This is a genomic window from Arthrobacter sp. WCS2018Hpa-7 (assembly GCF_031843805.1).
Lineage (GTDB): Bacteria > Actinomycetota > Actinomycetes > Actinomycetales > Micrococcaceae > Arthrobacter.
In genome coordinates, this window is sequence record NZ_JAVTJB010000005.1 from 83,976 (window position 1) to 107,327 (window position 23,352).

Here is a 23,352-nt window from a genome sequence, read left to right on the forward strand (position 1 = left end):
GGTTCCACGGGTATTCAGGACTAGCGGGGCACGGCAGTCTTAAGCCACCTTGTGAGCTGGGCAGCCTGCGGAGCCAAAGGCGCCAGAGTCAAAGCGCCCTTGACTACTGGTATGCCGTAGGCGGCGAGTGATGCGGCGAGCGTCCTGTGGTCCGTGCGTGTGCAAGCCCTGATGATGAGCAGGCACAAAGCGGAGTCCTGTCCAGGCGCCGCCCCTGCCGCAACTGCCGCGTTGACGGCCGCCCGTTCTTCCGGAGTCAAAAGGTGCGGGCCGCTTCCGACGTAGACCACTTGGCAGTCAGTGACGTGCATGTACCGGGTGGAAGCCCAGACTTCTTCGAGGCTCGAAAATTTGCCTATGAGGCTGCCATCTGCCGCCGTACACGTGAACTGGTACCGGATCAGAGGCTCCGGACGTTCAATGGGGACTTTGTCATCGTTCGCGACAACCGGCGCCATATCGAGTGCGGCTGGTTGGGAAGTATCTACTTTGGTTCCTGAACAACCGGCCAGGGCAAGACTTGCCACACCGAGTTGAAGAACACTGCGCCTGCGCATGTTCACCGAGGGATCCCCACTTCATTCGGATGCTCCCCAGCTCCGCATGCATTGGTTATTCGCCCCAAGCCGTTTCCGGCTGCGTCTTAGTACATCTTCCCCCAAATTCCGCATTTGTCACTAGTAAACTTTTGACCCGGCTTCAACTCCACCCTGTTGCCCGCCTCCGAGAGGCCGCCGCCGGCAACAAAGGAGCCGTCCTGGCTGCTGACAGACCAGGTGCATTCGGCCGCCGCGGCACCCGGTCTAATCAACTGCAATCCCCCAGGCTCAAGGTTCTCTCCCGCCACGTGGGTGCCGTCCCCCACGCGGGTGCCCTCCGCCCAAGCGGCAATGATCTTTCCTTGTGGTGCGTCCGGACAGAATTCCGCCGCTGCCACCAACGTCGACTTGCTTGCTTCCTCAAATCCCCCTGGCCCGGTTTCATCACTGATCCTCGTGCAAAGGCGGAGGATGTCCAGCATGGTTGCCAGCCCATCATCAGCTGCCACTCCTTGCGGTGCAGCTGTCGAGATGGCTTCAGCTTCCCGGGGCGTCGGATCTAACTGACCGCCTCCCTCGAAGGTGACCCCACAGGAATCCATGCGGGTGTAGTTGGTGGCGGCCCAGACTTCCGCCAGGCTCGACAACTGGACTTCCGGCGAGGCGTCAAGGCTCGTGCACAGGTAGGAGAAGCGGCCCGGTTCGTCGTCGCCCGCAGCCGGGTCCCCGTCGCTCGGTTCGCTGCTTGCGGGTCCGGATTCGCTGCTTCCCGGAGCGGACGACGGCGGCTGGCCGGGCCCCGCGGTAGCGCTGGCACTGTTGGTCGCCGGCGAACTGGTTCCGGCGGTTGGCTCGGACGACGGCAAAGTGCAGGCGGCCAGCGCCATCACCATCGGCACCGCCATCAGGAACAGTCTGCGCATTGTGACCTCCACCTCAATCGTGCGGTGCAGCCGTGGCGCGGTCAAGACGGACGGGTCGCGAACCCCTATCTGGACATCTTCTGAGCTTTAGTAGTGACAAATGTGAAAATTGGTGGAAGATGGACGTAGACGCAGCCGGAAACGGCGTGGGGCGAATAACCAATGCATGCGGAGCTGGGGAGCATCCGAATGAAGTGGGGATCCCTCGGTGGACACGCGCAAACGCAGTGTTCTTCAGCTTGGTTTGGCATGTCTTGCCTTCGCCGGTCGCTCAAGAACCTTTTATAAGACTCCCCGTCACCTTGCATCCCGCAAGGCGGCCGGTAGCCGGCAACACCACAAACTCACCGCAGTCCTGGCCACTGCCAGCCTCGCAACGGCGGCACTTACCGGTGTGCTGACAGCAGGCCCGGCATTTGCGGACCAGGCACGCCAAACCGTGACTACAGGTCTCACCAAAGCGGCCGGCACCGTGGTAGACCCGGACGGACGCCTGTGGGTCTCCGATGCACGCGCTGGGTTCTGCCGCGTCACAGAAGCGTCCGGCGCCACCGCCGGTAGCCTCGAAACCAACACCTGCCTGGGCGGTACGCTGCCCGGACACGACGATGGTCCGGCTCTTGCCGGTACACCCGCAATGATCGATCCGTCCCCTGCCAGCCACGGCGATGGTGATGAAATCGCCTTCATACCGGATGCCGCCGTCGGAAGTTCCGACGTCGTGCGCGCGCTCTGGAACCCCAGCAGCGGCGTCTTCGATTACGACGGTGCGCTGACCATCTTCGACGGAGACCTGAGGCCAAACGCCGTCAGCGACGGCCCGGACGGCAACATATACCTGTCGTTCGCCAACGCACGGTCAATCGTCAAGATCGTGAATCCCACAGCGCTCCATCCGAGCATCGAATCCATCGCTTCCGTCAACTCCAGTTCCCTCAGCCTTGCAGCCACGCACCGCAACAGCGCGGGAAACGTCGTAGTGTATGTCGCCGAAACCTCCGGCCTGACGGTGTTCACTGCCCCCGATGACGGCGTTCTGACCAATTTCGTCCCTGCGCCCCTCTATAACGTCGGCAAGCCGACGGCCATCTACTACGACTGGCAGTCGCCCCTGGTCCTCTACACAGGAACTGGTGGCGGAACCACCACAGCCGACGCCGGCAAGGACACCATCACCCGCATCGACCTGAGCACCGACACGGTCAACAACCAATGGGCTCTCGGCTTCAGCAAGATCGGCGGCCTGGCCATGCGTGACGGCAAGCTCCTGGTGATGGAAGATCCGGGACAACTGGAACCCGCCAAACCCGCTGAGCGGGGAAGGCTGCTCACCTTGGGAGGCGTTGTTCCATCCATCGTCAGCGGTCCGACGGCGGCCAACGGAACCCAGGCAGCCAACCCGGCCTTCACCAACGACTCCACGCCAACCTTCACTGTTGCCTCCACGCCACCAGGCGGGGCCCTCGAATGCAGTCTTCAACTGAGCACAGCGACGCCGGTTTGGCAGGTATGTACCGGCGGAACCTTTACACCGTCGACTGCCCTGGCCAACGGCGCCTACACGTTCTCGGTGAGGGCCGCACCAACAGGCCTTCCTGTTTCACGGGCCTTCACGGTCGATGTCACCGCGCCCGCCGCTCCGGTCATCACCTCGCCCACGGCCGGTGCAACCGTCAACGGCTCGCCTGTCCTCGGTGTCACTTCCGACCCGGATTCGGTCTTGTCCTGCTCGGTGGATTCCACTACGACGTTCACAGCCTGCACCAACGGCCAGGTGCTTACCCTGGCAACCGCGGGGCAGCACGTGCTGCGCGTCAGGGCCACGGACATGGCCGGCAACGTCAGTCCGGTGGCATCGGTTACAGTTACCGCTGACCTGACTCCACCACAGGTGTCCATCAGCTCACCGGCGGAAGGCGCAACTGTGGGCATCTCGCCGTCGTTCACCTTCGCGTCAACGGCCACGGACATTGCGGGATTCCGGTGCAAGCTCGGCTCCAATGCCTACACTGCATGCACCTCACCCAAGGCCTACACCAACGTTCCCAGTGGTCCCGTCACCTTCACGGTGGAAGCGCGGGACAACGCTGGAAACACCACTACTGCCACCAGGAATGTGACGGTGTTCGCTGCAGACACAGCACCACCAGTTGTTTCCGTGGACCCGGCTGCAGGCACCTATGGAGCCGGCAAGTCCATCACGTTGTCGGTCAACGAAGCAGCCACCATCTACGTCACCAAGGATGGCACCGTGCCCACGACATCGAGTCCCGTGTACTCGGGCCCGATTCCGTTGACGTCGCTGACCCTGAAGTATTTCGCGCGGGACACCGCAGGTAATTCCTCGGCTGTGGCCACGCAGACGTACGTACTCGACAACACCGCACCAACCCTGACCGTGGCACCCGCGGCCGGAGGATATGCCTCGGGACAACCCGTCACCATGTCCTCGAGCGAACCGGGCAACATCTTCTACACCACCGATGGCACCACCCCTGCCACGGCTGCCTCGGGAAGCACCAAGGCCTACACAGCCCCCTTTGCCCTCACGGGCAACACCACCGTGAAGGCCCTTGCTGTTGACGCCTACGGAAACGCCTCCGCGGTCACCACGCGGGCCTACACCGTACTGGACACGACACCTCCAGTGGTTACGGTGACCCCGCCTGCGGGCAGCTATCCCGCCAACCAGCAGATCACGCTTGCGGCGAATGAGGTGGGTGCGAGCATCTACTTCACCACCAACGGCACGAATCCGACCGCCACAGCCGCCAACAAGTACTCCACGGCCATCACCCTCACGGCAGCGATGACCTTGAAGTACTTTGCAGTGGATACGTCCAACAACAGTTCGGCAATCGTCACCCAGGCCTACACTGTGACGGCACCACCGGCGAACACCTGGAAGGACTACACGGGTGATGCAAAGAACGACGTCGTGGCACGCGACAATGCCGGCACGCTGTGGCTGTACCCCGGTAATGGAGCCGGAGGTTGGCTGGCCCAACGTTCGCTCGGCACCGGCTGGAACTCGTTGAATGCCATTGTCCCCACCAAGGACTTCAACGGGGACGGACGCAGCGACGTCCTGGCCCGGGATACCAACGGCGTTCTGTGGCTCTACCCTGGAAATGGCTCAGGAGGCCTCCAGACCCGCGTCCAGGCCGGCACAGCCTGGTCCGGCATGACGCTGATCCTGGCTCCGGGAGACTTCAGCGGCGACGGGAAGGCAGATGTCCTCGCGAGGGACTCCGCCGGGATCATGTGGCTCTACCGGGGCAACGGAACCGGTGGCTTCACCTCGAGCGCCCAGGTGGGTACGGGATGGAATTCCATGAATGCCATCCTCAGTACCGGGGACTTCAACGGTGACAGCAAAACCGACGCCCTGGCCAGGGACACCTCAGGCATTCTCTGGCTCTACCCCGGCAACGGCACCGGAGGCTGGCTGAGCCGGGTCCAGGTGGGAAGTGGCTGGAGTGGGATGACCGCCATCCTCGGACCGGGCGACTTCAACGGCGACGGCAAGAATGACGTCCTCGCCCGTGATGCCGGCGGGAACTTGTTCCTGTATCCCGGCAACGGGACGTCCGGATGGCTGTCCCGGAGCCAGGTCGGCTGGGGCTGGGGAGGTTTCACCTCCCTGCCGTAGGAATGACAAACAAGGAGGGGCCCGGACGCCAACGTGTCCGGGCCCCTCCCCTGTTTCAGCACATGCCTAGGTACGTTCCTTCATGGGATGCATCGTGGGCCTGTTCGGGCTCGCCTGAATATCCAATTGCAGGGATACCAGCAGCATCTGGACGCCCAGAACAAAGGGCACCACAGCAAGCATCACCGAACCCGCGGTCGGAGACCCCACGCTTGCGGCAAGTACCCAGATTCCGGCCACCAGGCCCATGACGATCAGGGCGATGCCTGCGATCAGCAGGAGGGCAACAGCGGAGAAGGACCACACCATGTACTTCCACCACACACGGCGCCAGAAGCCGCCAAAGAGCATGGCAAGAAGTTCGGGAATAACCTTGCGCAGCTTGATGCTGGAGACCTCGTTGCCGTACACAGCTGGAATCGGCACATCAACAATAGGAACATCAAGAATGTTGAGGTGGATCAGGAGGTCATTTTCGAAGCTGTAGCGCGCCGCCACTTTGTTCATGGGAAGACGGCGGAGGACCTCCGTGCGAATGGCTGTGTAGCCATTCTGCGGATCGAAGATGTGCCAGTAACCGGAAGCAAGCTTCGTCATGAAGGACAACACGATGTTGCCGAAGATCCTGTAGCCGGGCATGCCCGCGAATGACTCGCCCGAAAAGAAGCGGTTGGCCTTGGCGAACCCGTAGCCATCGACCACCGGGTCAAGAAGCTGCGGCAGGTAGTCGGGATCCATCTGGGCATCGCCGGCCATGACCACGTTGATGTCTGCGCCCAGTTCCATCGCGGCTTTGTGGGCGGTCAGGACTGCGCCTCCCACGCCTTGGTTGACTTCATGTCGAATCAAGGTGACCCGGCCGTCGTCGGCCCGACGTGCTGCCCCTGACGTGTCGTCCGGGCTGCAGTCATCAACAATGACGATGTCATCAACAAAATCAGGCATCGTTTCGATGACCTGTGCGATGTGGTTTTCTTCTTTGTAGGCCGGTACTACCGCGGCAATTCGAACGCCTCGATACATCGATTATCCTTCGCTGCTGTTTGGTGTGAGTTTCTGTGTTGGCGTGTCGGTGTCCGACTGGCCATCTGACTGTTCGCTGCCGCTGTTCGGTTGCTTTTTTTGCGGGAAGACCCAGTGCTTGTAAATGAAGTAGTTCCATCCCATGGTCACAATGGTCGCAACCACCTTACCTACCACGTATCCGGCACCGATGAACTGAAAAAGCTCAACAATGCCCATCACGGCAAGCGTGTTGAAAACCAGGAGCCCTGAGTAGCGCAGTACGCCACCCAAGGCAGTTCCACCGCCGTTGAACGCAAAATGGCGCTGCAGGAAGTAGTTGAAGAAGAAGCTGCCCCAGAAGCCCGCACCGGTCGCCAGCCACAACGGCCACCCGAAGACCTGGAAGCACAGGGCCAGCAGACCGAGGTCCAAGAGGAAGCTCAGGCCGCCGATCAGCAGGAACTTGAACAAACTGGACGCCAGGAACTTGGAGATGAATGCCTTCATGATCAGCAGATCCTTCCTAGCGGTGCTATGCCATCAGGGTTCCGGTTCTCAAGGATTCCCGACACGCCATCGAGCTGGAGACGGTCCTTCGCGGCGGCGTCGAATGTTTCTTTACCGCCAGGCAGCTGCGACCAGTCGATCTTGTACAGCGCAGCATTTCCTTCACGCACAACGAGCTGAAGATACGGAATGGAGTCAGGTTGGGTCAGCCCGGCCTTGGGCTCGTCCCAGGCCCGGATCCTGCCATCAGCGATGTACACCCATTCGATGCCCAGTTCAGCAGCTGCGTCACGGACCTCGGAATCGGTCGCAAGCTCGGGAAGCTTTTGGAGAACCAGCAGCTGACGGTTCGTCGGAAGGATCTCGAAGTGGCGGATCATGGGCATGCGGTTACCCAGTGCGTACATCCAAACCGAACCGTCGCAGGAGTCATTCAGGACGGTGGCATCCTCTGGCACATATTCATCAATCTTGCTGAGGAGTCCAACTTCGGATGCGCTCAAAGTGGCCCCATCAACCTTGGTATTGATGTTGATGCGTTGGGCGTTTTGCTTGAAGTACGGGATAGCCGCAATGCCGCTGACAAGAAGCACCGCTGCCGCGGCAACTGCAGTCACCACGTGGCTGGGCCTGCGTCCGGCTTTGATTCCGTCCGTAGTGGTTTTGGCCGAGCGGTTCCGTACTTTTGCCACCAGCCATGCAATGGCTTCAGCCAGCTGAGCCACTCCCAAACCCGCAAGGGGTACCAGCAGCATCACCAGTATGCCGAAGATACGCCATTGGTCGTCGTAGAACGGGGCCGTCAAAGTCATGAAGCGTGGGTTGTCGGTACCCATGGTGTAGACCGAGAGGAAGGCGAAGGCCAGGACAGGACCGAAGTACCACCACATGCGGATCCTCAGGACCACGGCCAGGCATCCAAGCGCCACAAGGGCCGTCAGGATCGGCATGGCCATTGAACCGTGGTTCAGGAAAATGACGTTCTGAATGGCGCCGTTGCGGTCAGTGTCCGCAGCCCAGACCTGCTTGGAGACGCGCTCGGATTCCTTCAGCATCTGGGCGATGATCGGCCAGCCGAGGACGACTGCCAGAACACCGGAGACCGCGAGGTAGACCGTGATGCCGAGGATTCTGCCCTTGCGCCGGATCAGTGCGGAAAGCAACCAGAAGATCAGTACCGGCAGGACAACGAAGGCCAGTGAGGGATGGACTGCTATCAGTCCAACTGCGCCAAAAGCGATGCCGGGGATCCAGAATTTCTGCCGCTCCACTGCTCCCTTCACTGCCAGCAAGGCGAACGGGCCAACCAACAGCATGCCGGCAAAGAATGGAATCAGCGGCCCACGCCACAAGAGGTCGTAAGGGTAGACCGTAAACCACCCGGCAACGGCCGCCGCGGCCGCCAGAGCAATCGGGCGGCGGGTGACCAGCATGGTCAGGGCCATGGTGCTCAACGGGAGCTGAACTGCCATCATCACCAGGACAAAGACGTTCAGGAACACCGGGATACTGACACCGCTCATCGGCCAGAACAGCGACAACACAGCGTGGAAGGCAATGGGATAGCTCCGGATGGGAGCTTCAGGAATGGTGGTGTCGTAGTAGGCAAAGTTGCCTGCGATACTCGGATCCCACTCGTGGTTCACGGAAATCAGCCGGATCATGTTGGCGTGCCAGGGAATGTCCCAGTCCTGGTTGATTCCCTGGAGGCCTTCGGTTCCCACAATCCAGGAGACGGCCGCAACCGCACCGCCGGCGACCAATCCGGCCAGGAGGATCCACCATGAGCCCCTAAACCGGTGCTTGCCAAAGACGGGCGGCTGAGCAGCGGTGCCGAACTTGTCCGGGAAATAGCGCCGCAGAGTGAGCCGCAGGGCAAACAGAAGTGCGCACAGCACCAGCAGGACGGCGGTCACCGGGAGCAACTGCCAGCTGAGTCCCACCGCATTTCCCATAACGCCAATGACGGTCAGGACGCCCATTCCGAGCAATGGCGCTACAACGGGCAGGAGAACCCGGCGAACGCCCAGCGCTTCTCCCAGGATCCACCCCGGGCCCCACCACAACACAACGATCAGGAGTACACACAACAGCAGCGGGCCGATACCCATTCCAACGATCGCCTTTCTTAGATGCTTCCACCAGCCATCCGTTGACAGACGACTCTTTGCAATTGGATGCGGGTTAGTTACGTTCCCGCAGCCACGCCACAGCTTGGTCAGCCGGACCCTCGAACTGGACCGTGCCCGAGGATAACACCACTCCGCGGTCGCAGATCCGCGAAATCATGTCGAGGTCATGGCTGACCACCACCAACGTCCGGCCTTCGTCGGAGAGTTGCTTGATTTTGGCCAGGCACTTCCTCTGGAAAGGCTCGTCGCCCACGGCCAGGATTTCGTCCACGAGGAAAATATCCGGTTGGGTATGGACAGCCACGGCAAACGCAAGCCTGAGGAACATACCCGAAGAGTAGAACTTCACCTCAGTGTCAATGAACTGTTCAATCTCGGAGAAGGCGACGATGTCGTCGAACTTGTCCTGGATTTCCTGTTCCGTCATCCCCAGGATCGCAGCATTGAGGTAGACGTTTTCACGGCCCGACAAGTCAGGGTGAAAGCCTGCTCCCACCTCAATCAGACCTGCGACCCTGCCCTTGGTGCGAACGGTCCCTTGGTCGGGCAGGATGACGCCCGAGATCAGCTTGAGAAGCGTGGACTTGCCGGAGCCGTTGAAGCCCAACAACGCAACGGTCTCCCCCGGCTGGATCTCAAAGCTGACGTCGTGCAGGGCATCGAATTTCTTGGTGAGATCCCCTTTTCGCCCCTTGGCGAGCCACACCAGCGTTTCCTTCAAGGAGTGCGAGTGGCGGAGGTTGAAGGTTTTTTTCAAGCCTTTGACGATTACTGCTGCACCCATTTAGACCTCCTGCGCAAAGTGGCCCTCGAGCCGTCGGAAGACGATTTGGCCAATAACAAGGAACAGTGCCGCCATGCCCAGGCCTATGAAGCCGGTGATCAGGAGGTGCGGAGGCAACTCGACAGGCTGATCGACAGTTGGATACCAAAAAGCCCAGTGGAACAGTTCCACCGCAACGGTAATGGGGTTGAGCTGGTAGATCGTCAGGACCCAAGGCGCAGCCAGGCGGCGGATCATGGTCCAGTCATACAAGACCGGCGAAGTCCACGTCACGATCATCATCAGCATATCCACGATGTTTTCGGCATCCCGGAAGAACACATTGATGGCACCGGCCAACAGGCCAAGGCCCGTCGCCGTAACGGCCACAATGACAAAACCAAGAAGGGCGCCGAAGAGCTGCATGATGTCCGGATGCCACCCGCTCAGCAGTGCTGCGGCCAGCAGGACAATCAATTGCGGGAGGAAATGGACCGCAGCCACCCATACGGATGCCACCGGAAACAGTTCACGCGGAAGATAGATCTTCTTTACCAACGCCGCATTGGACACGATGGATCGGGTGGCATTCGAGAATGCCTCCGAGAAGAAGTTGATGACAATGACGCCGGAGAACATATAGAGCGCGTAGTTGGGAATTTGATCCCCAACCCGCAACACAATACCCAAGGCAAAAAACAGGACCACGTACTGGACCAGCGGCTTGACGTAGGACCACGCCAAACCCAATACCGAACCGCGGTAGCGGACACGGAGTTCCTTGCGGACAATCAGCTTCAGGAGGTACCGCCGGCGGTAGACGTCCAGCAATCCGGCGCCCACCCCCGGAACAGCATAAGTATCAGTGGAGTTCGACATCGCTACTTGCTGGGCTCCGACGCTTCAAAGGTTTCCCGCCAGGACTCCATCGATGTGATCTCAGGAAGGGCTTCACGATACTGGGCCCGGAGGGTCTCCCAGTTGGAGAAGAGCTGCGCGTGCAGTTTTGCCGATTCCACCACGAGCTGGCGGGCCAGCTTGGGGTCACGCAAGTGCCACGAAGCTCCCGTTCCATCCGCATTGGAGACGACAGCGCTGTCCAGGTGCGCAAGGCTCCACCATTTGCCGTCCTGGTGCGCCACCTGTGCCTCGGGGTTCTCCTTGGCGGAGTCACGCACGGGGGCCAGCGTTTGCTTCAGAACGGTCTTCACGGCCCAGGGAAGTAGACCAAGGGCACCGGGCTGCTTGTAGGACTGCGGCTTCTTGGGGGGACGCTTCCGGAAGACCTCCGGGAAGGCCCCGGGATCGGTCTTGACCTGGGAGTCCTGGAATTCTTCGCGCATTGCGCGGAGTTTGGGCATGGTGGTGGGCAGCTGCCGGTGCAGGTTGCCCGGGCCCTCAAGGACATCCCGCAGGGCCATGATCCGCGCCTGCTCCGGGTAATACTGCATGGACACCAAGTGCTTGACGTCCGTGTTCAGGCTTTCGCGCAGGATGCGTCCGCCCTTGGGGAACGGCGAGTGCAGGAGAGTCGCGATAAGCCTGTTGCGCTCATGGTAATAGGCCTGCCAGTCAACAGAGTCGTCCTTGTCGGCCCAGGAGACGTGCCAGACTGCTGCCCCGGGAAGAGTGACCGTCGGGAACCCGGCTGCCCGGGCGCGAAGTGAATACTCTGCGTCATCCCACTTGATGAAGACGGGCAGGGAAAGTCCAATGGTCTCCACCACGGTCTTGGGGATGAGGCACATCCACCAGCCGTTATAGTCGGCATCCCAGCGCCTGTGCAGCTGAGGGGTGGAGCGCAGGCCCGCAGAAGAGAAGTCGTGGTTGCCGAGGCCTTCCACCGGACCCCACAGGAAGCGGTAGAAGTTGACGACCTCCGAGTAGGCATGCAGGACAGACTTGTTGTACATGTCGAACATGTGCCCGCCGACAATGGTGGGCTTACGGCAGAGGTCAGCAAACGCCACTGCGCGCATGACGCCCTCGGTCTCAAGCTCAATGTCGTCGTCCAGCAGCATCACGTAGTCGCTCTTGTCGGAGACGACCATCTCGTACATGTTGCGGGCGAAGCCGCCTGATCCGCCCAGGTTGCCCTGATTGATGATGCGGAGCTGGTCGCCCATCGACTCCGCAACTGCATCAAATCCGGCTTCATCGGCAACCTTTTTGTTGCCTTGGTCCACGATGATCAGCTCGGCGAGGATCTCCCTCAGCCCGGCGTCGCCGTCAATTGACTTGATGGTTTCGAGGCAGTAGTCAGCGCGGTTGAACGTCGTTACGCCGAGGGTCACCCGGCCCTGGGGGCGTCCTTCATCCGGGACTGCCCAGTGGGCGCTCTTAAGTGTCATGCCGTCGCCGCCCGCAATGAGGTCGAACCAGTACCAGCCACCGTCGCCGAACGGCGCCAGGGTCAGCTCGAATTCGTTGGCGGCCGTGCCTTCTACGAGTATGGAGTCAACACGCTGCGAGGCCCCACGGGCGTTGGAGCGGTAGACAATGACCGTTCCCTCGCCTTCCGTTTCAAGATGCAGGACTGTCTTCGTGGCAACGGTCCACTTCCGCCAGTAGCTGGCAGGAAAGGCATTGAAGTAGGAACCGAAGGAAAGCCGCTCACCGCGGCGAACCTGCACCGAACCGCGGTCCAGGATGTCCTCGGGGTGCAGTTTCCGCGTCATACCAACTGCCTGCACGACGGCGCTGCTGTCGCCGTCGTCCTTCTTCACCTTGCTGGTATCCGGGTCAACATACAGCGGAAGGGTGTCGAGGTCGCGGTTGGCCGGGAAAACCACACGCTGAACGATACGCAGATTTTCTTTGGCCGGTGACAGGTCATCCGTAGTGGTCATCGCAGTCTTCTGACTTTCGTTCGTAGTAGCCGTCATGCGTCCACTCCCCCGCTTTCAAGCTTGGCGCCGCCAGTGAAGTGCGGCTTGATCTTGTTGTCGAACATGGACAGGGCAGAGCCAATGGCCATGTGCATGTCGAGGTACTTGTAGGTTCCCAAACGGCCGCCGAAGAGGACGGACTTCTCGCCACGGGCGAGGTCGCGGTAAGCGAGCAGTTTCTGGCGGTCGTCAGAGGTGTTGACGGGGTAGTACGGCTCGTCACCCTTTTCGGCGAAGCGCGAGAACTCACGCATGATGACCGTTGCGTCCTTGGTGTAGTCACGCTCAGGGTGGAAGTGACGGAATTCGTGGATGCGGGTGTAGGCAGCATCGGCGTCAGGGTAGTTCATCACGGAACAGCCCTGGAAGTCCTCAATGGGGAGTACTTCCTCTTCAAGGTCGATGGTGCGCCACGAGAGGTCGCCCTCCGCGTAGTCGAAGTAACGGTCCACCGGGCCGGTGTAGATGACCGGCACCTGGCCCAGAACAGAAGACCTGCCGAACTCACCGTCGTCGAAGAAGTCCGTGTTCAAGACAACCTCGATGTTGGGGTGATCGGCCATACGCTCGATCCATGCTGTGTAGCCGTCAACCGGAAGACCCTCGTAAGAGTCATTGAAGTAACGGTTGTCGTAGTTATACCGCACAGGCAACCGGGAAATAATCTCGGCCGGCAGGTCCTTGGGATCTGTCTGCCACTGCTTGCCTGTGTAGTGCTTGATGAACGCCTCGTAGAGCGGGCGGCCAATCAACTGGATGCCTTTGTCATTGAGGTTCTGAGGATCGGTCCCGGCCAATTCGCCGGCCTGTTCCGCAATAAGGGCCTTCGCTTCGGTTGGGCTCATGGCCGAACGGAAGAACTGGTTGATGGTGCCCAGGTTGATGGGCATCGGGTACACCTCGCCCTTGTGGCTGGTGTACACCTTGTGCTGGTAGCTCGTGAACTTGGTGAAGCGGTTCACATATTCCCAAACGCGTTCGTTGGACGTGTGGAAGAGGTGCGCACCGTAGCGGTGGACCTCGATTCCCGTCTGCGCTTCGTTCTCGCTGTAGGCGTTTCCTCCAATATGGTGGCGGCGATCAAGCACCGCGACCTTCAGCCCCAACTCGGTAGCGGCGCGTTCTGCAATGGTCAGGCCAAAGAAACCCGAGCCGACGACGACGAGATCAGCGTTCACAAACTCTCCTGTGTATTGGCGTGCGGGCACAGAAATGCCCACGTCTACTGGTCAAGGCTACCCGACATGACTCGGGTTCCCGGTATCCGGGGCGGGCCACGGTGGTGAGGGGCCACGCCGGGAAACGGCAAGGGGAGGTTGGCCAGCGGCCAACCTCCCCTTGGTGCCTTGCTTGATCTGAAGTGCTCAGAGAGTGATGACTGAGCCGGATTTCGCGGATTCCAAAACAGCCTCAGCGACCCTCAGGGTCTCGAGCCCCTCTGCCATGGTGACAATGTTCAACGACTTTCCGAGAACTGCATCACGGAATGCCTCGTGCTCCATTTTGAGGGGTTCGCGCTTAGCCAGCGCAAAGCGCGTCGATGATCCCTCGGAAACTCCGCGGAATGCCGCCACGGAATCCCAGTCCGTCTGGAACGTACCGTTCTCCACGAACGTGAGGTCCGCGGAAATGGTGTCGGCAATGAACGCGCCGCGTTCGCCAAGGACTACCGTGGTGCGTTCTTTCATGGGCGACAACCAGTTGACAATGTGGTTCGTCACTACGCCACTCTTGAGATGGCCTATGGCCGTGACCATATCCTCATGCTCGCGGCCACTGCGGGAGGTGGTGTGGGCCACGACGTTGACGAAGTTGCTTTGGGCCAGCCAGGCCGTGAGGTCGATGTCGTGGGTGGCCAGGTCCTTGACGACCCCGACGTCGGCTATGCGGGCCGGGAAGGGCCCCTGCCGCCTCGTGCTGATCTGGTAGACATCACCCAGGTCACCGTTCTCCAACCGGTCCCGGAGGCTCTGCAGCGATGGGTTGAAGCGTTCAATGTGCCCGACGGCACCGATGAGTCCCTTGGATTCAAAGGCTTCAGCGATGCGTCGGCCGGATTCGGAATCATTCGCGATCGGCTTCTCGACGAGGCAGTGGACACCTGCCTCGGCAAGCTGCAGCGCCACTTCCTCGTGCAGGATGGTGGGCACTGCCGCCACAGCCATATCAATGCCCTGCGCGATGAGTTCCTCAACCGTGTTGAAAACCGTCAAGCCGTCGGCAACGTTGTGGGGGTCGCCGAAGGAGTCGGCAACAGCAACCAGGTCAACGCCCTCGAGCTCACGAATGACACGGGCGTGGTGACGCCCCATCATTCCCAGTCCGATGAGGCCTGCGCGAAGATTTGCCACTAGCTGCCTGCCTTGGCGACGGCGTTGACCGCAGCAACAATCCGGTCAAGGTCATCCTGGCTCAGGGACGGGTGCACCGGAAGCGAGAGCACGCTCGCTGCCGCTTCTTCGGTGACCGGGAGGTCGTCCGAGGTCTGGAAAGGCGCAAGGCGGTGGTTGGGGATCGGGTAATAGACCCCGCAGCCAACGTTGTATTCCTCGCGCAGGGCCTTGGCGAAACCGTCACGGTCCTCAGCGATGCGGATCGTGTACTGGTGGTAAACGTGCTCGTAGCCTTCTGCGACCTTTGGTGTCACAACGCCTTCGATGTTCGCGTCAAAGAAGGCAGCGTTTTCCTGGCGGGTCTTGGTCCAACCGTTGACCTTGGTCAGCTGGACGCGGCCGATGGCCGCATGGATGTTGGTCATACGGCAGTTGAAGCCAACCAGTTCGTTCTCGTACTGGCGTTCCATGCCCTGGTTGCGGAGCAACCGGAGGCGACGCTCGACGTCGGCCAGACCAGTGCTGACCATGCCGCCCTCACCCGACGTCATGTTTTTGGTGGGGTAAAGGCTGAACATGGCGAAGTCGCCGAAGGTGCCAACCTTGCGCCCGTTGACTGCTGCGCCGTGCGCCTGTGCCGCGTCCTCAAAGACCTTGACGCCGTGCTTGGCGGCAAGCGCGCCGATCGCATCAACGTTGAACGGGTGCCCGTAAAGGTGTACCGGCATGATGGCCGCAGTGCGATCCGTGATTTTCGCTTCGACGGAAGCCGGGTCCAGCGTGTAGTGGTCCGGATCAACGTCGGCGAAAACGGGGGTGGCGCCCGTCAGTGCGACCGAGTTGGCCGTCGCTGCGAAAGTGAACGACGGAACGATGACCTCGTCTCCAGCGCCGATGCCGGCAGCCAGCAGGCCCAGGTGAAGACCCGAGGTTCCGGAGTTAACGGCAACGGCGGCCCTGCCGTCGAGGAGGACCTGGGAGAATTCCTGCTCGAAAGAGGCTACCTCCGTGCCCTGGGCGAGCTGGCCGGAAGCCAGCACGGCATCAACGGCCTTGCGCTCTTCATCGCCGATGATGGGTTTGGCGGGGGGAATGAATTCGGGGCTCATGCCTCTACCTCTCGAAGGGTCTCGTTTTGTTCAACATACGTTGCGCCGGTCTCCGGACACACCCAGTTCTCTCCGCTGCGCTGCAGCGGGAAACCAGCTTTGCCGACCCACCCGTGACGCTTGGCCGGAACTCCGACCATCAGGGCAAAATCCGGGACATCTTTAGCCACGACCGCGCCGGCGGCAATTGTGGCCCACCGCCCAATGGTCACAGGAGCAACGCACACGGCGCGGGCACCGATTGATGCGCCCTCGCGGATAGTGACACCAACGGGCTCCCAATCGTGGGCACTCTTCAAGCTGCCGTCAGGACCGACAGCGCGGGGGTAGGTGTCGTTGGTCAGCACAACTGCGGGGCCAATGAACACGCCGGCTTCAAGTTCCGCGGGCTCGTAGACAAGTGCATAGTTCTGGACTTTGCAGTTGTCCCCCATCTTTACCCCGGTACCGATATAGGCACCTCGTCCCACGATGCAATTGACGCCTAACTCGGCCTGCTCGCGGACTTGGGCAAGATGCCAAATCTTTGATCCATCACCAATTACCGCCTTGTCTGAAACATCGGCGCTCTCTGCAACCACTATCACCGGTGAAGGTCCTTCCTCATTGAGCACACGCGACAACGAGATTCATCTTAGCTGAGACACCATGCTGCAGCGTCAAGGGCTATCCGTGAAGATCGCTCCGGTTTGTCCACATACGCCATGCCTAAGGCTGCAGCACGGAGTAAACGCCTCTAGCGTCAGGTGCAACGCCCACCACTGTCCGGCAGGGGCGTTACTGAACACAGGAAGACGGAAGCCATGACTTTGGAATGCACGTTGGTGAGGGGCCCGGCGGCCGCGGAGTTTTCGGCTCCGGAGGAATTGACCATCAGGGTCCCTGCGGGTACGTCCGGAGCCTACCTTCAGTCGATTCTTGGGGAGGAGCGCGGGACTGGCCCACTGGCAGTGGATGGAAAAGACATAGCCGCCCTGACGGTTGGCCGGCCACCCTTGGTGTCCGGCGCAATAATCGTCGATGGTCATGCACCGCACCATTTCTCCGAGCCAGCGTCCCTGCCTCTCATGCTGCTCACTCATTCGGGTCCCTATGCCGGTGCCGTCTTCCATATTCATCGCGGCCGCTTCCGGATAGGCCGCGGTGCCGCGGAGGTTTCCGTGCCGGATCCAGGGATGTCCAGGGAGCACGCCGTGCTGGATGTTTCCAGCACGGCACTGACCCTGAGCAGCGTCGCACCCGTCAACCGGGTACTCGTGGATGGGCGGCCATCCCGGCGCACGTCCGTGACGTCGGAATCGACAATTCTGTGCGGCAACAGCGTGTTCTCCGTCTCCACGGAGAGAGGACCACTCCCGGAAATTTCCAACGATGCCGGCCGCTCCGTCGAGGAGCCGATTGAGGTGGCGCATGCCGGACGGCAAGGAAACCGTACGGCGATCATCCTGGCTGCCGGGCTGCCGTTGATCGCCGGCATTGGACTTGCCGTTGCCACGGGGATGTGGATGTATCTGGGATTCACTGCCATCTCCGCGATCAGTCTCCTGATCCCCTTCATGACAGGACGGAAGAGCCGCCGGGAATGTGGATTGGCTGTGGCTCGCGCCGCACACGATGACCTCGTCCGCCGGCAACGCAGCTCTCCTTCCGCTGCGGAGCTGGTGGTGGCTGCCATCGGCAGGGCCACTATGCAGGCTCAGGACGCAGCACGAGGTCAGTCCCGATCGCCTGCTGGCTCCCCGGGAGAAACCTTCCGTGAAGATTCCGGCAGCTGGATCCGGTTGGGTACAGCAAACGCGCTGGCGAACATCCGATTGACACCTGAAGATCCAACGTTCAGCGCTCCAAGCATCGGTGCAGCGGCAGTGACTTTGGACCCGGATCTTCCCACGGTGGCACTTGCCGGACCTCCCGACCATGTTGATTCCCTGCTCCGCTTCATGGTGATGCAGATGACCGGCTATCCCCGTGCTGCGGAGACACCCGTCGTTGTCGTTGGGAGTGTCGGAAGGTTGCCTCTCAGTGCCAGGTTCCTCTCGAAGGTAACTCTGACGACGAAGCATGAGGTGGCCCTGGCAGCCATGCACCGGCTCAGCGGCAGCGCCCTTGGAAGGCTGCTCATCATCGATGAACCGGCAGGCGGAGACAAGGGCGCGTTGTCGTTGCTCCTGGGCGCCGCGCACCGGAACGGGTGGCAGGTGATCCATTGCGGCCCACCTGCTGGACAGCCCGGACCCCTCATCGAGCTTTCGCGGTCAGGGACATCAGGAACACTGGACGTGGCCGGCGAGCGCCTGGACTTCGTTCCAGACCTTGTCCCGGTCAGCGTTTTCGATGCGTTCTGCCGCTCCATGGCTTCGCTGGCGCACCACGAACGTGCCGGCACACGGCAGCCCGTTCCTGAGCAATGCACTCTGGCTGCCATTCTTCCTTTCGGGACCAGGAGGGTTCTTCGCCGCTGGGATGACGCTGCACGCTTGCCTGGACTTAGGGCAGTGTTGGGCCAGGGCCGTCAGGGCCCTGAGACCTTTGACTTTAAGCGAGACGGTCCACACCTTCTGGTGGCAGGTACCACGGGCTCTGGAAAGTCGGAGCTCCTGAGGACCCTCGTCGCTTCCGTGGCGCTGACGTACTCCCCCGAGCACACAACCTTCCTCTTTATTGATTTCAAAGGCGGCTCGGGATTGCGACCGCTCGCCGGCCTGCCCCACTGTGTTGGCCTCTTGACCGATCTTGGTGGGCACCATCTGGATCGCGCTCTTGCGTCGCTCCGGGGGGAGATCAGATACCGCGAGGAGTTGTTCGCTGCAGCTGACGTCGCAGACCTGAACCAGTACCGCCTTGCTGCGTCGAGCACGTACCCAGCCGTTCCGCATTTGGTTTTGGTCATCGACGAGTTCCGCATGCTGATTGACGAGGCTCCCGAAGCCCTTCGCGAGCTCATGCGGATCGCCACCATCGGCCGTTCCTTGGGTATCCATCTTGTGATGGCGACCCAAAGGCCTCAAGGAGCATTAACCGCCGACATCCGGGCAAACGTTGCCTCAAGTATCGCTCTGAGAGTGCAATCTGAAGCAGAGTCCGTGGACATCATCAATTCCAAAGTAGCTGCCTCCATACGGGCTGACACTCCGGGAAGGGCCTACCTGGTCCGGCCCTCAAGCAACCCGGAAGAATTCCAGGCCGCGTCCCTTGCGGTTTCCCCCGACGCCAGAGCCTCCGACGGCCCTGACGACGGCCCTCCACAGTTCGTCCAAGCCGCCATTCAGGTGCTCAACGGCGGTTCGCAGCATCAAGGCTCACTGTCCCACCCCTTGGCAGGTCTGCAGGAGGCCCTCCCGGATGCCGGTGTCCGCCGGCTTGTTTCTACTGTCCAGGACGCATGGCACCGCCAAGGGAGTTCCCTCCCCCGGCACCCCATAGCGGAGCCCCTGCCGTCTGCGATTCCGTGGAGTGGGGGACTTTCCCTGGCGGATGCCTCTTACGTCCCCGCAACCACTGAAGCAGCGCCTTGGTGTGTCGGGCCGCTGGCGTTGGTTGACAGGCCCACACGGCAAATCGTGGAGCCCTTGCAGTGGTTGCCGGCCGAGCACGGACATCTGGCCATGATCGGAAGCGCGTCGAGCGGTATGCACGCCTGCTTCAGGGCCGTCTCAGCCATGCTGGCCATGCAAGGGCCCCAGCCTCACCCCTTTGTCCTGGATGCGGCCGGAATACTGGGCGACCTCCGTGGCCATCAAAGGGTGGGTGCGTTCGTCGGCCTTCACCAATTAACGCTTGCGGCACGTGTGTTAAAGCGTCTTGCCGAGGAAATGGGCCGTAGACGCACCGGCAACGACGCGGGGAGGGCCGCCAAGCCCCTGGCTTTGATCATCTCAGGGTGGTGCTCATGGGCAACTGCATTCCGGGCCGGGACTTCAGCCTGGGCAGAGAGCCTCGTGCAGGACATTGTGCGGGACGGCCGCCCTCTGGGCATCACGGTGATAATTTGTGGCGAGCGGGAATTGGTCAGTTCGCGTTTCTTTGGAGGGATACAAAACCGGGCCTATTTTCCGTCAGGCTCCACGGAGGAAGCCCGGTTTCATTGGCCCCGCCTTCCGGAGGTGGAGCCATTCCCAGGGCGCGCCGTCGCCACGGGCAACTTCGTCAACGGAGAAGCAGTGGTCACGCAGTTTCGTGAGGCCCCCGATGAGGGGCGCTGGCCGTTCGCCCTTCTCCCCCAAGAGAATCCACCCTTCAGCCTGCGGCCTCTTCCTGATCGCCTGGAGGAACAGGCATTTCATGATGGGCTCGCTGCGTCCACCGCCCACGTGATGCCTGCCGGGCAGGAACCGGGGTACGCTCTGTGGATCGGCGTTGGAGGGGACGAAGCGACACCTGTTTCCCTGCCTCTCCGGTCGAACGGTGTCAGCATCATCCTCGGCAGCCATCGATCAGGGAAGAGCACGGCCTTGGCATCACTGCGTCGCCTGAACCCTTCGGTTGCTTGGGTTGTTCCGGCACGCGGAACATCCCAAGACTCATTCTGGGCCTCAGCCGCACAAGAAGCGGGCAAGCTGGACCCGGAGAGCGTCCTGTTGGTGGACGACGCGGACGCCCTCGGCGCCGCAGGGCGGCAAGCCCTCGCTGCCTTGGCTGGAAAAGTCCGGGGCATCGTGATGACAGCCACTCCAGGGCCCGCATTGATCCAACAACTGCCGCTTGCCCGGGAAGTACAAACATTCCGGATGGGTTTGGTCCTGGCGCCGGAATCGCCTCACGATGGCGATCTCTTGGGAGTTCGACTGGAAACAGAGCGCCCAGCGCGCCCAGGGCGCGGGTATGTGGTGGAGGCAGGAGACGTGCGGCCATTTCAAGCAGTGCTCACAACGGGCTCCCCGCCCACTGCCGCCCATGATTCCCCAACGGAAGCGGGCTAAAGGACTCCGGAGGTACCACCTGTACGCGATGCGTAGGCAATGACGTCCTTGTGGAAGAGGAACACGATCGCCGCAACGGCCGGGATGATCATTGCCAGCCCGGCCAAAACCAGCCCGCCGGTCAAAGTGGGAAAACCGATGGTGAGCACGAACAACTGGGCCACCAACGCAGCCGCCCGGGTCCACCGGTATCCACGGAACAGATAATGCCCCACTGCGAACAACCACACCGAGAAGGCAAGGAGCAGCCCCAGCGTAAACACGGCGCCCCAGAAGGTCAGCACAGGGGCCCCAGTGAGTAATTCGTATGCGTACCAGGCTGCGGCGCCCATGAGAGCGAGTGCTTCCAACAGGACAACAGCCGATATCACCGCGACCCCACGGGGCCGGTGGCTGCCTCCTGGATCGCCGGTTTCCTGGTGCGCCTGCGCGCCGGAATCTTCTCCTGGCTCCGATCCGGAGGCGGGTTGGGCAGGGTTTACGGGAGGTCTTGACACACTGGCACACTACCGGACATAGTCATCTAGCAGTGAGGGCACTGGCGGCTGATGTGATGCATCGCTCACGGATTCCGGGCATTTCGACCACTAACACCCCTTGTTTACAAGGCGTTAACATGAAACGCTTGACTCAGACGACCAAGGGGGCCCATGCGGGCCCCTTTCCTTTGGAGCCTCTCGTGAATGTTTTCACAAAAGGCCCTATCTAGTTCTCACGAATGGAGTGACTGATCAGCATGGATTGGCGTAATCGCGCAGCCTGCCTCGACAAGGACCCGGAGCTCTTCTTCCCAGTCGGCAACACCGGACCAGCACTTCTGCAAATCGAGGAAGCCAAGAGCGTCTGCCGCCGCTGCCCCGTAGTGGACACCTGCCTGCAGTGGGCCCTGGAGTCCGGACAAGACGCCGGCGTCTGGGGCGGTATGAGTGAAGACGAGCGTCGGGCGCTCAAGCGTCGCGCTGCCCGCGCACGCCGCGCTTCCTAGACCTCATCAATAAGGAAGGCCGCGGACCGATGGTCCGCGGCCTTCCTTATTTAAGCCATGGCTGTCGGTGCGCTACCCCGGTGACACTGGCGGGGCGCACCGACAGCTTAAGCGCGGGCCAGGTTCAGAACGATTTCGACGGCGGTTCCCCCTCCGTCGCGAGGGCTCCACTGGATTGATCCACCGAGCTCGCTCGTGACCAGCGTGCGGACGATCTGCAAGCCCAGACCTTCGGAGTATTGACCGTCCGGCAAGCCAACGCCGTCATCGGCAATGGTCACGGTCAGAAATTCGTCATTCCCGTCTCCGTCTGCCCGATCAGCCAAGAGCCATACCGTACCCGTGCGCCCTTCAAGACCATGCTCAACAGCGTTGGTGACCAACTCGTTGATGACCAGGGCCAAGGGAGTGGCAAAATCGCTGGGCAACTCGCCGAACAGCCCTGAACGTTCCGTTCGTACCTGCTGGGACGGCGACGCCACCTCTGCAGACAGCCGGAACTGCCGTCCAATCAACTCGTCAAAATCAACACTCTGCGTCAGCCCCTGGGAAAGCGTTTCATGGACGAGTGCGATGGTGGCCACCCGCCGCATAGCCTGTTCCAGGCCCTGCTTCGCTTCGTCACTGACCATACGGCGCGATTGCATTCGCAGCAGTGCCGCCACAGTTTGAAGATTGTTTTTCACCCGGTGATGGATCTCCCGGATCGTGGCGTCTTTGGTAACCAATTCCATTTCCCTGCGCCGCAGTTCCGAGACATCGCGGCACAGGACGAGGGCACCGAAACGGTGCTGCTCGTCGCGCAAGGGAATAGCCCGCAGGGAAAGGCTGACGCCCCGGGACTCAATCTCACTGCGCCAAGGCATTCGTCCGGTGACAACCAATGGCAGTGTCTCATCCACCATCCGGCGGTCTTTGAGGAGCCCGGCCGTCACCTCCGCCAGGGACCGGCCCTCCAATGACTCAACTTCGCCGAGTCGCCTGAAGGCTGAGACGCCATTGGGGCTCGCGTACTGAACTATGCCTTCGGCGTCCAGCCGGATAAGCCCGTCCCCCACACGCGGGGCCCCACGACGTGATCCAGTGGGCGAAGCGAAATCGGGCCATAGTCCCAGAGTTCCCATGCGCAGGAGGTCATAGGCGCACTGACGATACGTCAGCTCCAACCTCGAGGGCATGCGGGAGCTGGACAGATCCATGTGGGACGTTACTACGGCCAGTGTCCTGCCATTGCGCACCATGGGAACAGCTTCGACACGCAACGCCATCTCGCTGCTCCAGCTCGTTTCGCTGGATCGTTCGATCGAGCGGCTGTTCCATGCCTTATCAACCAGCGGGCGAAGATCGGAACGGATGCCCTCCCCCACGAAGTCCGCATGAAACACCGTATGTGATGTCGACGGACGGACGTGGGCGAGGGCGATGTAACCGAACTCCGGGTGCGGAAACCACAGTGCGAGGTCCGCGAATGCCAAGTCGGCGACCATCTGCCAGTCACCGACGAGGAGGTGCAGCCATTCGGCGTCTCCAGGCCCGAAATCAGCGTGTTCCCTGATGGGGTCTGTAAAGATTGCCACTGCACCTCCATTTGCGACGC

17 protein-coding genes are annotated in these 23,352 nt (G+C 61.2%); 3 read left to right on the forward strand and 14 right to left on the reverse strand.

What is annotated here, in order from left to right:
• Nucleotides 1-20: 20 nt before the first annotated feature.
• Both RQH14_RS07680 and RQH14_RS07685 read right to left on the reverse strand, forming a co-directional pair.
• On the reverse strand, nt 21-527 hold the full coding sequence (locus RQH14_RS07680) for a hypothetical protein (RefSeq protein ID WP_311212716.1): 507 nt from the start codon (nt 525-527) through the stop codon (nt 21-23).
• A gap of 116 nt (nt 528-643) precedes the next feature.
• Entirely contained in the window at nt 644-1,462 is an 819-nt protein-coding gene (locus RQH14_RS07685) for a hypothetical protein (RefSeq protein WP_311212717.1), read from the reverse strand.
• Between the two features lie 208 nt (nt 1,463-1,670).
• Here RQH14_RS07685 and RQH14_RS07690 point away from each other — a divergent pair, with 208 nt between their 5' ends.
• Nucleotides 1,671-5,114, forward strand: a complete 3,444-nt coding sequence (locus tag RQH14_RS07690) for a chitobiase/beta-hexosaminidase C-terminal domain-containing protein (protein ID WP_311212718.1) — start codon at nt 1,671-1,673, stop codon at nt 5,112-5,114.
• Between the two features lie 66 nt (nt 5,115-5,180).
• On the opposite strand, the gene RQH14_RS07695 is transcribed toward RQH14_RS07690, so the two are convergent.
• From RQH14_RS07695 to RQH14_RS07740, 10 genes are all read right to left on the reverse strand, one after another.
• Entirely contained in the window at nt 5,181-6,137 is a 957-nt protein-coding gene (locus tag RQH14_RS07695; RefSeq protein ID WP_089595595.1) for a glycosyltransferase family 2 protein, read from the reverse strand.
• A gap of 3 nt (nt 6,138-6,140) precedes the next feature.
• Nucleotides 6,141-6,626, reverse strand: coding sequence for a GtrA family protein (locus RQH14_RS07700; RefSeq protein WP_311212719.1), 486 nt, complete (start codon nt 6,624-6,626; stop codon nt 6,141-6,143).
• A gap of 2 nt (nt 6,627-6,628) precedes the next feature.
• On the reverse strand, nt 6,629-8,737 hold the full coding sequence (locus RQH14_RS07705; RefSeq protein ID WP_311212720.1) for a DUF6541 family protein: 2,109 nt from the start codon (nt 8,735-8,737) through the stop codon (nt 6,629-6,631).
• A 73-nt stretch (nt 8,738-8,810) separates the two neighbouring features.
• Nucleotides 8,811-9,542, reverse strand: a complete 732-nt coding sequence (locus tag RQH14_RS07710; RefSeq protein ID WP_311212721.1) for an ABC transporter ATP-binding protein — start codon at nt 9,540-9,542, stop codon at nt 8,811-8,813.
• Complete coding sequence (locus tag RQH14_RS07715; RefSeq protein ID WP_311212722.1) at nt 9,543-10,400, reverse strand: ABC transporter permease; 858 nt, start codon at nt 10,398-10,400, stop codon at nt 9,543-9,545. It abuts the gene before it with no gap.
• A gap of 2 nt (nt 10,401-10,402) precedes the next feature.
• Nucleotides 10,403-12,406, reverse strand: a complete 2,004-nt coding sequence (locus RQH14_RS07720; RefSeq protein ID WP_311212723.1) for a glycosyltransferase — start codon at nt 12,404-12,406, stop codon at nt 10,403-10,405.
• A complete protein-coding gene (gene glf, locus RQH14_RS07725; protein WP_089595600.1) occupies nt 12,403-13,587 on the reverse strand; it encodes a UDP-galactopyranose mutase in 1,185 nt (394 codons plus the stop codon). The genes RQH14_RS07720 and glf overlap by 4 nt, the downstream gene beginning before the upstream one ends.
• Nucleotides 13,588-13,773: 186 nt before the next feature.
• A complete protein-coding gene (locus RQH14_RS07730; RefSeq protein ID WP_089595601.1) occupies nt 13,774-14,760 on the reverse strand; it encodes a Gfo/Idh/MocA family protein in 987 nt (328 codons plus the stop codon).
• On the reverse strand, nt 14,760-15,851 hold the full coding sequence (locus RQH14_RS07735) for a DegT/DnrJ/EryC1/StrS family aminotransferase (RefSeq protein WP_311212724.1): 1,092 nt from the start codon (nt 15,849-15,851) through the stop codon (nt 14,760-14,762). The genes RQH14_RS07730 and RQH14_RS07735 overlap by 1 nt, the downstream gene beginning before the upstream one ends.
• Nucleotides 15,848-16,465 carry an acyltransferase gene (locus tag RQH14_RS07740; RefSeq protein WP_311236096.1) on the reverse strand — a complete coding sequence of 206 codons (618 nt, stop codon included), beginning with the start codon at nt 16,463-16,465 and terminating at the stop codon, nt 15,848-15,850. Before RQH14_RS07740 ends, RQH14_RS07735 begins: the two co-directional genes overlap by 4 nt.
• 189 nt (nt 16,466-16,654) lie before the next feature.
• Here RQH14_RS07740 and RQH14_RS07745 point away from each other — a divergent pair, with 189 nt between their 5' ends.
• Nucleotides 16,655-20,770 carry an FtsK/SpoIIIE domain-containing protein gene (locus tag RQH14_RS07745; protein WP_311212725.1) on the forward strand — a complete coding sequence of 1,372 codons (4,116 nt, stop codon included), beginning with the start codon at nt 16,655-16,657 and terminating at the stop codon, nt 20,768-20,770.
• On the opposite strand, the gene RQH14_RS07750 is transcribed toward RQH14_RS07745, so the two are convergent.
• Nucleotides 20,767-21,267, reverse strand: coding sequence for a hypothetical protein (locus RQH14_RS07750; protein WP_311212726.1), 501 nt, complete (start codon nt 21,265-21,267; stop codon nt 20,767-20,769). The two genes, RQH14_RS07745 and RQH14_RS07750, sit on opposite strands and share 4 nt — an antisense overlap.
• 239 nt (nt 21,268-21,506) lie before the next feature.
• On the opposite strand from RQH14_RS07750, the gene RQH14_RS07755 reads away from it, so the two are divergent.
• On the forward strand, nt 21,507-21,755 hold the full coding sequence (locus RQH14_RS07755) for a WhiB family transcriptional regulator (RefSeq protein WP_003804966.1): 249 nt from the start codon (nt 21,507-21,509) through the stop codon (nt 21,753-21,755).
• 107 nt (nt 21,756-21,862) lie between these two features.
• On the opposite strand, the gene RQH14_RS07760 is transcribed toward RQH14_RS07755, so the two are convergent.
• Nucleotides 21,863-23,332 carry a histidine kinase N-terminal domain-containing protein gene (locus tag RQH14_RS07760; RefSeq protein WP_311212727.1) on the reverse strand — a complete coding sequence of 490 codons (1,470 nt, stop codon included), beginning with the start codon at nt 23,330-23,332 and terminating at the stop codon, nt 21,863-21,865.
• Nucleotides 23,333-23,352: the final 20 nt, after the last annotated feature.